Annotated in this window: 8 protein-coding genes; 6 read left to right on the top strand and 2 right to left on the bottom strand. The window is 40.7% G+C overall.

Translation table 11 applies throughout. The annotated features are described in order from the left end of the window. Window positions 1-3: 3 nt before the first annotated feature. Complete coding sequence (locus E4635_RS00125; protein WP_246020615.1) at window positions 4-450, bottom strand: T9SS type A sorting domain-containing protein; 447 nt, start codon at window positions 448-450, stop codon at window positions 4-6. Window positions 451-1,313: 863 nt separating this feature from the next. On the opposite strand from E4635_RS00125, the gene E4635_RS00120 reads away from it, so the two are divergent. The 4 genes from E4635_RS00120 (at window position 1,314) to E4635_RS00105 (ending at window position 4,758) form a co-directional block, all read left to right on the top strand. Next, entirely contained in the window at window positions 1,314-1,688 is a 375-nt protein-coding gene (locus E4635_RS00120) for a hypothetical protein (protein WP_135524585.1), read from the top strand. Window positions 1,689-1,716: 28 nt separating this feature from the next. Then, the gene (bla, locus tag E4635_RS00115) at window positions 1,717-2,472 is read left to right on the top strand and encodes a subclass B1 metallo-beta-lactamase (protein ID WP_135524584.1); all 756 of its coding nucleotides are present in this window, start codon (window positions 1,717-1,719) and stop codon (window positions 2,470-2,472) included. A 92-nt stretch (window positions 2,473-2,564) separates the two neighbouring features. After that, window positions 2,565-3,125, top strand: coding sequence for a hypothetical protein (locus tag E4635_RS00110; RefSeq protein ID WP_135524583.1), 561 nt, complete (start codon window positions 2,565-2,567; stop codon window positions 3,123-3,125). 445 nt (window positions 3,126-3,570) lie between these two features. Beyond that, complete coding sequence (locus E4635_RS00105) at window positions 3,571-4,758, top strand: helix-turn-helix domain-containing protein (RefSeq protein ID WP_135524582.1); 1,188 nt, start codon at window positions 3,571-3,573, stop codon at window positions 4,756-4,758. 23 nt (window positions 4,759-4,781) lie between these two features. Here the strand turns inward: E4635_RS00105 and E4635_RS00100 are convergent, their stop codons facing one another. Continuing rightward, window positions 4,782-5,261, bottom strand: a complete 480-nt coding sequence (locus tag E4635_RS00100; RefSeq protein ID WP_135524581.1) for a DNA-deoxyinosine glycosylase — start codon at window positions 5,259-5,261, stop codon at window positions 4,782-4,784. A 372-nt stretch (window positions 5,262-5,633) separates the two neighbouring features. On the opposite strand from E4635_RS00100, the gene E4635_RS00095 reads away from it, so the two are divergent. Both E4635_RS00095 and E4635_RS00090 read left to right on the top strand, forming a co-directional pair. Beyond that, entirely contained in the window at window positions 5,634-11,399 is a 5,766-nt protein-coding gene (locus tag E4635_RS00095) for a gliding motility-associated C-terminal domain-containing protein (protein ID WP_135524580.1), read from the top strand. Window positions 11,400-11,454: 55 nt separating this feature from the next. Beyond that, entirely contained in the window at window positions 11,455-12,372 is a 918-nt protein-coding gene (locus E4635_RS00090) for a PorP/SprF family type IX secretion system membrane protein (RefSeq protein ID WP_135524579.1), read from the top strand.

Raw genomic sequence — 12,372 nt, 5'->3', positions numbered from 1 at the left:
TATTTATTCCTTTATAATTTTAATTGATTTCTGTTCTCCATTGGTATAGGATAACAATAAGGTATATAGGCCCTGCGGCAAATTCTGGAAAGACATTGTATAATTATCTGTATTTTCTAATTTGTCATACAGTTTTAGTAATTGGCCGCTCAATGCATACAGTTGAATAGTATTCATTTTGTTGTTGTTTATCAATTCCCATTTAAGATATAATTGCTCTTTTACGGGATTGGGATAATAGGAAATCACATCTTCAGGGTAAAATTTTTGCAGATCTTCTTCTTTTATATCCGCAATCTCTTTTGATGGGCCATTTGAATTTTTTGAATGACAATTAGTACATAACTGCCTTAAAATTTGATTCCCTGCTGCGTCATAGTCAAAGCTTAATTTTTGTGAAAACCCCATACTGCTGGTTAGCAGTACTAACAAAGTAATAAATTTACCCATTTCTATTTTTTTAATTTGGGCGCAAAACTATGATATTAAAACCATACTAAACGTCGGTATTTCTGCATAATTTTATACTACATGCATTTGAGAATGAATTGAATATTTGGCATATTAAATCTATTAGGTATCTAATGTTTTTAGGCATTGTAATAATGGCACTTGAGATTGAATTAGTTTTATATTGTATTTTGGAATAGAAAAAATAAAGAAGCTTAATCTTTTTTAGGAGAAAGTAAAAGAACGGGGTTTCCAAAAGTAAAATGTTTAAATGGGAATTTGTTTCGGAATTTTTAAAAGAAAAAAATATTAACATCAAAAAGGTGAAATATTACGTTGAAATAAATGAATTACAAAATCTTAACAATAGTTTCAAACATTCAGACAACATTAAAGATGATTCAAGGATAACCGCAATAAAAGAATTCAAAAAAAGGCATTTATAGAATATGAAGTCATACAAGCTTTTTACAGACAAATCGAAAATACTCCTTCAACCTTCATGCATTCATTATCTGATTTCATTTATAAAGATTTATACGTTTTCGACGAGGATAGAATTAATCACGAAGCTGATAAGATAGCGCTTCGAATGAATGAAAATGAAGCAAAAGTATTTATTGAAAAGCTTAAAACGAAATATTAAAGCTTTACACAACAGCAGTTTGACTCATTTACTTTTAACTTCACGCTCTCCTTCACGAAAAATTTTATCTTTACAGAAAATAATCAGCCCATTAGTTTCAATACTACTTAAATAGAAATTCAACTCAAAAACAAAAAAAAAGATAGTTTTGAATATACTGAAAAAGATTTACCCAATACAGTAAACAAATAGAATTAAAAAATAAAACCAATTGTCAGTGAAAGAGGAAAACTTTTATAAACTTATCATTTTATCGATGATTGTATTTGCGGTAATTTTTTGGTTTAAAGAAAATTCACACTACAATAAGATTCTAAATAATGGTAAAAGTACAATTTGCAAACTTACCCTGTGCGAACAGCGTGGGAAAAGCAGCGTAGCTTTTGTAAAGTATTATATTGACGGTAAAAAATATAGAACAAGCGCAGGCGGATGCCCTAAAGGCCGTGAGGATAAAGTAAACAAGTATTTTTCTATGAAATATGACGAAGAGAACCCGAATGATATCATTGTGGATTTTTCTTCAGAAATAAAGGACTCCATTTCAATAAAAGAACTGGAAGAAAAAATAAAATTTAGTATGTTCAATTAGTGACGGCTGATAATAAACAATACCCAAAATGAAAAACATCACCTCCATTTTACTAATCATCATCTCCATAACAGCCACAAGCTGCCATTCGCAGAAAAAAGAGGCATTCAAGGCGAAGGAAGTGTATACATCCCAGGATTTGATTATCACTCAAATTGCCGAAAATGCTTTTGAGCATACCTCATACATGCAAACGGATGATTTTGGGAATGTTCCCTGCAACGGATTAATTGTGAAGGACAATAATGAGGTTATTGTTTTCGATACGCCAACAACCGACAAAAGTTCGGAACTATTGATAGCGTGGTTAAAAGATACATTGCATTGCAAGATCAAAGCCATCATCCCGACGCATTTCCACGATGATTGTTTGGGTGGTTTGGGCGCTTTCCATAAAAACAATGTCCCTTCTTATGCTTATTATAAAACCATTACGCTAGCCAAGGAACATCATTTTACAGTTCCTGAAAACAGTTTCAATGATTCGTTACACTTAAAAATTGGCCGTGAAAAAGTCATTGTGAAGTTTTTTGGAGAAGGGCATACGAAAGACAATGTGGTTGGGTATTTCCCTAAAGAAAACATACTTTTTGGCGGTTGTTTGATAAAAGCCATAGATGCCTCTAAAGGGTATTTAGGCGATGCAAATGTCTCCGAATGGTCCAATACGGTTGAAAAACTCAAGGTGGAATACCCGAATGCCAAAATCATTATCCCGGGGCATGGCGATTATGGGGATCAAAAATTGCTTGATTATACGATAGGGTTGTTTAAAGTGCAATAGAAGTTTTTGTTATTGGTAACAGTTGCTTGCGTAGCGTATTTCGCGAAAAGGCCTATCTTTGGCAGGAATCCACTAAAACGAACCGCTGTATCATGGCAGTCAAAAATTATATTTTAGGAATATTACTAGTATTTATTTCCTCCTGCAAACATTCTGAAAACAAAGCAGAAAATGAAACAATCCTCACAGAAAATTATTCGTTGGAAGTTCCAAATGACATGGAAAGAGCCTATACTCTGAATGAGTTGGCTAAAGTACAGTTCCAAAAAGTAGAAGAAGATTTGTATTTTATTGTATTAGAAGAGACTAAAGAAAGTTTCGAAAATGCAATCAGGTTAAAAGTCCATCATGCAACACCTAGTTTATTTGGATACTACAAAGTTGTTACGAATCATTTTGATGAAATTTATAAAGATTTAAAAATCAACGATTTTGGCACTACTAAAATCAACTCCTGCAATGCAATTGTTTTCTCCATGAGTGGAAAAGATTTAGGCAATGGTAAAAATGTATTTTTCAGGTATGCATTACTTGAGGATAATAAGAACTTATATCAAATAATGTCCTGGACTAATATTCATTACAAGGATAAATTGATTGGAAAAATGGAAGGGATTATCAATTCATTTAAGTCTGAATCCTCTTCAAGATAAAACACCCACTCCAGAAGATACCGTTAAAATGGAGCAAGCATACAGGATAATTTAATTTCGGAACACAATTCGATTATATTAAATTCCAATTTACCGAAAATGAATGTATTGTTTTTTCATCTGATTACAATTAAGCTTCCACCCAAAAAAACCTCTTTTTTTTAACAAATACAGCGCGTTTTTTTTTACAAAGAAAGTTTATATTCGCAACGGAAACCCCAATTCCTTTTTACAACCTACGCCAATACTAAACAGCATAGCCAATTGTAGAAATCCTCTATGGTTCAGATTGAAAATAATCATTTCGATGCCACCCCAATTATATATGGAAAATCCGTATCCGGAAGTTCCTGTGCTTTCCCACCGGCAAATCTGAAAATACGGGATATAATTCCTGTGCTTTTTTTCTAAACGTCAAAACAGCAAATCTTCACAACACCAGATAATGAATACCATCCTATTAACCTTTTGTTACTTCAGTTGTTTAATGAGTTTGTTGTGCGTCCTGATTATTGTCCTTCAGAACAAATTTCATTTGTATTACAAAATCCTGGTACTGCTCTGCCTGATTTCCTGCATTATGGTCATCGGGTCCTGGACTTTTTTCCAAGGAAAAGTGCCGCTGCTTGAGCATGCCTATCTTTGGGTTACAAGCTTCCCGATTGATTTCCTTCCGGGGGCACTGTTGTATTTATATGTCAAATCGGTACTGCAAAGGGCCAAAAGGATCAGCAAATGGGATCTCCTTCATTTTGCACCTGCCTTGCTGCATTGCATTGAGCTCATTCCTTTTTACCTGCTTCCGGTCCAGGAAAAGCAGCATTTCTTAACGCTATACCTGCTGTATCCCAACTATCTGCCGGGCCAGGGTGTTTTTATGTTACCGATGGATGCCCATGTGCTGCTGAAAACCGGATTGTGGTGCCTGTACATTGTCCTGACCATTGTCACATTGCTGCGGTTCCATAAAAAAAACCCTTTGTGGATTATCCGCAACAACCATATTTGGTACTGGATTACAAGGCTTACGGGCATCCATGTAATATCATTGCTGATCTCCCTGAGCGGCCTGTTCCTTTTTAGCAACTATGCTTACCTTAAATTTTCGGTTATACATCCGGTATTTTTTATCCTGACCTGCATCATCCTTCTTATGTTCAAGCCAAAGATATTGTACGGATTAAGCCATTTCAGTAATACCGATACCCTTAAACGGGAAAAAGAGGAAGAAATGCTTTCCAAAAATTTTGAATTATCGCCTGTGAAGGTAAAGGAGTACAAGGAAAAAATCGAATCGTTTATCCAGAATGAGAAGATTTTCCTGATCAAGAATTACTCGCTGGGAGATCTGTCCAATGATTTAGGAATCCCGTTGCACCACCTGTCTTATGTTATCAATAAGGAGTTTTGCATCAATTATAAAAGTTTCATCAACAATTGCCGGGTAGCCTATATCATCCAACACCGGTATGACCCGGAATGGTCGCAATTTTCGCTTGAAGGTATCGGAAATGAAGCCGGATTCAATTCCAGGAACACTTTTTTCAAGGCTTTTAAAATTGCCACGGGGGAAACGCCTTCTGAATATTTCAGGAAAAAAGAGGAAGGAAACCGCCCGCCAAAAACAGACTAGCCTTTTTCTGCTGCCGGAAACCGTTACAATACTATTTTCTTCCAGTGTTCCAACTTGTTTTCAAAAGTCATTCCGGCGTTTGCCGGGCTTGTGGAAGGCAAGGTTACAAAGGTATATTTTTCAGTAAGGCCAATGTATTTTTTATAAAAAGCGGCGGCTTTTTGCCCGTTGAAAAAAAGGCTTTCAATGCCAGGATGATTGTCAAGGAACGAGGCAAGGTCATTAGGCACTTCCTTTACAATGGCACTATCCAGGCTGCCTTCGCGCTCGCAGGCCTGCAGTGTATCCCATAAAGCCAGGCGGTTCCGGAGCAGCATGGCTTTCTTCTGATCGTAATCGGCTGGGAACGGTTCTTCAAAAACCGAACTGACCAGTTTCCAGAAATGGTTCCTGGGGTGGCCGTAATATTCATTGAGCCGGATGGATTGTATCCCCGGCATGGTTCCCAGTATCAATACAGTTGAATAGGCATCTGCAATGGGCGGAAAAGAAAAAATCTTCATGACGCTGTAATTTCGACAGGCAAAAATAACGAATTGGTTTCTTTTTTTAGAATCAAACGGTGCAACCTTACTTTCCTATAACGGCAAAATCAATTGTATTGTGTTGTAGTTTATTTTCCAACCTGCCGTTTTTTGGCCGTCTTTCATTCCTCTTCCGTAAAAACAGCCCACCGGGGTAAAAAAGGAGTAGTCTCATTTTATAAACAGGTACTAATCTCCTACAAAAAAAGGGGCTAAAAAATAATCTTGAGCCTAATTTTGAAGTACCAAGAAGGCCAACACAGTTGTTTTGCAAAACGTGGAAATTTTAGAATACGACTAAAAAACTATAGTGGAACCGAGATGATTATTTATCAAAAACAGATTTAATATATGGAAAATTTTACACCCAAAAGACTTAATTTTAAGCATATATTTTTACTCCTTGTCTTTTTTTCAACTTCTCATTTAGGAGCGCAGAATTGTGCAGGGCTTAATTCATTGTATCAGACCAAAGGAGCTCCAGATGGAAATGACGGGCATGTGGATGTTTATGAGTATGATTTTCCCAGCCGAAGCTTTATAAACATACAAAGCCTTACAACAGGCCTTGATTTTGCCTCTGGAGCAGCCTCGGCATTTAATACCAGCACAGGATTGTTGTATATTCGGGGAGATGGGAATCATTCGTCCAGGGATATCAGGGTTTTTGATCCGGCCAATAATTTTGCCTATGTTGGTGTAATTGATCTTACGGGGTCGGGCGGTATCAGTATTTATGACAATTTGTTTTCCGTAGATGATTATATATATGTCAGGGATCAGAATGGTGATAACTTAGCACGGTTCAATGCGGTAAATGTAGTTTTTACAGGCCAGGTTGCCACTGCCGGACTTACTAGTTATATCGTAAATGGCACTAACCTTAATCTTAATAGATGTTTTGATTACGCTTATTACAAAAGTCCACTCGCAGCGTCAGGAGCATATTATGGAATGAAGGGCATTTCGGCTACAAGCTGTCGTTTAGTCATTATTGACCAAGCTACAAACAATCTTACCACCAGAAATTTAAATCTTACAAATCCAAGTGCAAGCAATGATTTTTCCGGCAATGATTTTGGTGCTATTTGGGTAGATGAAAGTGGGACTTTATTTGCTTTTAACAACAATACCGGAAATGTGTATGTCGTTCCGAATGTGGAATCAGGAACAACAAGTATTACATGGATGCTACCATCAGGTTCGTCAAGCAGTAATGACGGATTTGGCTGTGGAAGAGTTGTTAATCCTGTAGTGGTTACCACAAATCCAAGCTGTAGTGCTGCTGGCACCGCTACTATAGATAATTATTTGGACGATCCCAATATCAGTTATATATTTTATGATTCTGGCGGTAATCCTGTTAATTATGTTTCAGTTGGCATGGGAGGAGTGATTACCGGGTTACATTATGGTGAAACGTATACAGTAGCCTTGCATATGATTGATATCAATTTTACTTTCAGTCCATCAGACCCATTTACCATTTTTGATATATTGACACCGGTCACCGCCAGTGTAACACCCAATACTGCAACCACGAATTGTGCTTCACCAAGTGTTACATTAGTTGCCACCGGAGGAGTAACGTATTCCTGGAGCCCGGCTGCAGGATTGAGTGACCCTAATATCCCTAATCCTGTTGCTACACCCCTTAGCACGACAACCTATACGGTAACCGTAACGGGAGCAAATGGCTGTACCGCAACGGCTACAGCTACGGTAACTGTAAACAGCACTCCGGTAATTCCAACGATAAGTACTACGCCTCCTACTTGCCTTGCAGCCGGAACGAGTACCATTAGCAATTACAGTGCTTCCAACACGTATACTTTTTCTCCCGCAGGCCCAACAATTAATGCCTCGGGCCTTATTTCCGGAATGGTTATCGGGACTTCCTATACTGTAACGGTAGCGGCAAATGCCATTTGTGCTGCAGCAACATCCGCACCGTTTAGTAATGCGGCTATGCTCGTAACACCAGCTGTGCCAACGATTAGTTCTACACCTCCTACATGTTTTGCAACAGGATCAAGTACGATTAGTAATTACAGTGCTTCCAACACCTATACTTTCTCTCCGGTTGGACCAACAGTAAATGCAACCGGTCTTATCTCAGGAATGACCATTGGAACCTCGTATACTGTAACCGCTTCCAACGGAAGCTGTACCTCGGGAGCTTCTGCGGCGTTTAGCAATGCCGCGATGTTGGTAACACCAGCTGTACCAACGATTAGTTCGGTTCCTCCAACTTGTTTTGCAACGGGAACCAGTACGATTAGCAATTACAGTGCATCCAACACCTATACTTTTTCCCCAACAGGGCCAACAGTGAATGCTGCAGGACTTATCTCAGGAATGAGCATTGGGGTTTCGTATACCGTAACTACTTCCAATGGAACCTGTACTTCGGGAGCTTCTGCGCCGTTTAGTAATGCTGCGATGTTGATAACACCAGCAGTTCCGACAATAACTTCTACGCCTCCTACTTGTTTTGCAACAGGAACCAGTACGATTAGCAATTACAGTGCGGGCAACACCTATATTTTCTCTCCGGTTGGGCCAACAGTGAATGCAACCGGTCTTATCTCAGGAATGACCATTGGAACCTCGTATACTGTAACCGCTTCCAACGGAAGCTGTACTTCGGGAACTTCTGCGCCGTTTAGTAATGCCGCGATGTTGGTAACACCGGCAATTCCGACAATAAGTTCAGTTCCTCCTACTTGTTTTGCAACAGGATCTAGTACGATCAGCAATTACAGTGCTGGGAATACCTATACATTTTCCCCAACAGGGCCAACAGTGAATGCTGCGGGGCTTATTTCCGGGATGACCATAGGAGTTTCGTATACCGTAACTTCTTCTAATGGAACTTGTACTTCTGGAGCTTCTGCGCCGTTTAGCAATGCCGATATTTTGGTAACGCCAGCTGTACCGACGATAAGTTCAGTGCCTCCTACTTGTTTTGCAACAGGAACGAGCACGATCAGCAATTACAGTGCGGGCAATACGTATACTTTTACTCCGGCAGGGCCAACGGTAGATGCAACCGGGCTTATTTCTGGAATGACCATTGGGGTTTCGTATACCGTAACTACTTCTAATGGATTCTGTACTTCGGGAGCTTCGTTGCCATTTAGTAATGCGGCGATGTTAGTAACACCGGCAATTCCGACAATAAGTTCTACGCTGCCAACTTGTTTTGTTGCAGGAACAAGTACCATTAACAATTACAGCGCTTCCAACGCCTATACTTTTACTCCGGTTGGACCAACAGTAGATGCTACGGGTCTTATTTCAGGAATGATAATCGGAACTGTTTATACCGTGACTTCTTCCAACGGAACCTGTACTTCGGGAGCTTCTGCGCCGTTTAGCAATGCCGCGATGTTAGTGACACCAGCAATTCCGACAATAACTTCTACACCTCCTACATGTTTTGCAACAGGATCAAGTACGATTAGTAATTACAGTGCTTCCAACACCTATACTTTCTCTCCGGTTGGGCCAACGGTAAATGCTGCGGGGCTTATCTCGGGAATGACCATTGGGGTTTCGTATACTGTAACTACTTCTAATGGATTCTGTACTTCGGGAGCTTCTGCGCCGTTTAATAATGCGGCGATGTTGGTAACACCGGCTATTCCGACAATTAGTACTACGCCGCCTACTTGTTTTGCAACGGGATCAAGTACGATCAGCAATTACAACGCATCAAATACGTATACTTTTACTCCGGCAGGGCCAACAGTGAATGCTGCAGGACTTATTTCCGGGATGACCATAGGAGTTTCGTATACCGTAACTTCTTCTAATGGAACCTGTACCTCGGGAGCTTCTGCGCCGTTTAGCAATGCCGATATTTTAGTGACACCAGCTGTACCAACCATTAGTTCGGTTCCTCCAACTTGTTTTGCAACAGGATCAAGTACGATTAGCAATTATAGTGCGGGCAATACGTATACCTTTTCTCCAACAGGACCAACAGTAAATGCTGCGGGGCTTATTTCGGGAATGACCATTGGGGTTTCGTATACCGTAACTACTTCTAATGGATTCTGTACTTCGGGAGCTTCTGCGCCGTTTAGCAATGCTGCAATATTGGTAACACCGGCAATTCCGACAATTAGTTCTACGCTGCCAACTTGTTTTGTTGCAGGATCAAGTACGATCAGCAATTACAGTGCATCGAATACCTATACTTTTTCTCCGGTTGGGCCAACGGTAGATGCAACAGGTCTTATTTCAGGAATGACCATTGGAATTTCCTATACCGTGACGACTTCCAACGGAAGCTGTACCTCGGGAGCTTCTGCATCGTTTAGCAATGCCGATATTTTAGTGACACCTGCCGTTCCGACAATAAGTTCTACGCCTCCTACTTGTTTTGCAACAGGATCAAGTACCATCAGCAATTATAGTGCGGGCAATACGTATACTTTTTCTCCAACAGGGCCAACGGTAAATGCAACCGGACTTATTTCAGGAATGACCATTGGGGTTTCGTATACCGTGACTACTTCTAATGGAAGCTGTACCTCGGGAGCTTCTGCGCCATTTAGTAATGCTGCAATGTTGGTAACACCAGCAATTCCGACAATTAGTTCTACGCTGCCAACTTGTTTTGTTGCAGGATCAAGTACGATCAGCAATTACAACGCTTCAAATACGTATACCTTTACTCCGGTTGGGCCAACAGTAGATGCAACCGGTCTTATTTCAGGAATGACGATAGGGGTTTCCTATGCCGTGACGACTTCCAACGGAACTTGTACTTCGGGAGCTTCGGCACCGTTTAGCAATGCCGATATTTTAGTAACGCCAGCTATACCGACGATTAGTTCGGTACCTCCTACTTGTTTTGCAACAGGATCAAGTACGATCAGCAATTACAGTGCGGGCAATACGTATACTTTTACTCCGGCAGGGCCAACGGTAGATGCAACCGGGCTTATCTCAGGAATGACCATTGGGGTTTCCTATACCGTAACTACTTCTAATGGATTTTGTACTTCGGGAGCTTCGTTGCCGTTTAGCAATGCGTCTATGTTGGTAACGCCTGCAATTCCGACAATTAGTACTACTCCTCCAACTTGTTTTGTTACAGGAACGAGCACAATCAGCAATTACAACGCTTCAAATACGTACATGTTTACTCCGGTTGGGCCAACAGTAGATGCTGTCGGAGGTATTTCGGGAATGATAATCGGGATGGTTTATACCGTGACGACTTCCAACGGATCGTGTACTTCGGGAGCTTCGGCACCGTTTAGCAATGCGGCGATGTTGGTAACGCCTGCGATTCCGACAATAAGTTCAGTTCCTCCAACTTGTTTTGCTCCAGGAACGAGCGCGATTGGCAATTACAGTGCTTCAAACACCTATACTTTTACTCCGACTGGACCAACGGTGAATACTACGGGGTTAATCTCAGGAATGACCATCGGGGTTTCGTATTCCGTGATTACTTCTAACGGAACTTGTACTTCCGGGGCTTCTGCGCCGTTTAGCAATGCAGATGTATTGGCAACGCCTTCAGCACCAATAACAGATGCTACGACACAACCCATTTGTCCTTCAACTACAGGAAGTGTAGTATTAAGCGGTTTGCCATCAGGGAACTGGACCATTAATCCGGGCGGGATAACAGGCAATACCCCAACTGTAGAAGTGACGGATTTACAACCGGGGACGTACAACTTTACCGTAACCAATGACTCGGGATGTACCTCGACACCTTCGGCAGATGTTGTCATTATCAATGTGATATGCCCGGAATGTGAGGAAATAAACAAAATAAAGGTATTCAATGCCGTATCTCCGGGAATAGTGGATGGCCTTAATGATTTCTTCAATATCGAAGCCTTGGATGCCTTTGATTGTTATCCGACAAATACGGTCCAGATTTACAACCGTTGGGGTGTTTTGGTATTTGAACGCAATCAATACACAAATGACACTACCAGGGGATTCGTCGGGATTTCCGAAGGACGCACAACGGTAAGCCGAAACGAAAAATTACCGGAAGGCACTTATTATTATATCATCAATTACACAGACAAAAGGGCCAATGCTTTTCATCTGACAGGTTTCCTGGAGTTGAAATGGAATTAAAACCGAAAGCAGTAAAATCGATACCCTTCAAGAGAACGATAAAAAACACCTTCATATGAAAACAAGAATAATAATAGTACTGATTATGTTTATGTCTGTTGCCGCCCATGCCCAAAACAGGGAGCAATTTACGCAATACATGTACAATACGGTAAATTTCAATCCTGCTTATGCAGGCTCCAGGCCGGCCATATCTATTTTTGCTTTGCACCGCAACCAATGGGTCGGTTTGGATGGCGCGCCGGTAACGAATTCGTTTTCCATAAATACGCCCATCAGCGGAAGCAGTATCGGTTTGGGATTGTCTGTAGTGAATGATAAGATAGGCGTTTCGGAAGAAAATGACATTTCCGCTGATTTCTCGTATACCATTCCCGTGAGTCAAAGTTACAAACTGGCTTTCGGGATAAAAGGCGGTCTCCATATCCTAAATGCCGATTTTACGAAGCTTACCCAGGAAAGCGGAGATCCTGTTTTCCAGAATAACATCAACAATGAGCTGTCGCCAAACATCGGGGCCGGGCTTTATTTGTACTCCGACAAGGCGTATGTAGGATTATCGGCACCATACCTGATAAAAACCGATCATTATCTCCAGGGAACCTCAACAAGTACGATTGTTATGCCAAAAATAAATTATCTGCTGATGGCTGGATACGTATTGGACATAAGCCCTGCTGTAAAATTCAAGCCGTCGGCCTTAACCAAATATGTCCCGGGAGCGCCATTGCAGGTTGATGCATCCGCCAATTTCTTAATCAACGAGAAATTTGTAGGCGGCTTGTCTTACCGATGGAGCGCTGCCTTAAGCGGCATGGCAGGTTTCCAGATAAACAGTTCCTGGTTTATTGGCTACAGCTACGATTTTGACACGACATCTTTAGGAAAATACAATTCCGGATCTCACGAGATATTCCTGCGCTACGAATTGTTTACCAAATTCAATAAAATAATATCTCCTAGATTCTTCTAA

The sequence above is a fragment of the Flavobacterium humi genome (assembly GCF_004745595.1).
Classification (GTDB): Bacteria; Bacteroidota; Bacteroidia; order Flavobacteriales; family Flavobacteriaceae; genus Flavobacterium; species Flavobacterium humi.
Note: the sequence above shows the minus strand (reverse complement) of the source record. Positions and strands in the feature narration are given on the sequence as shown.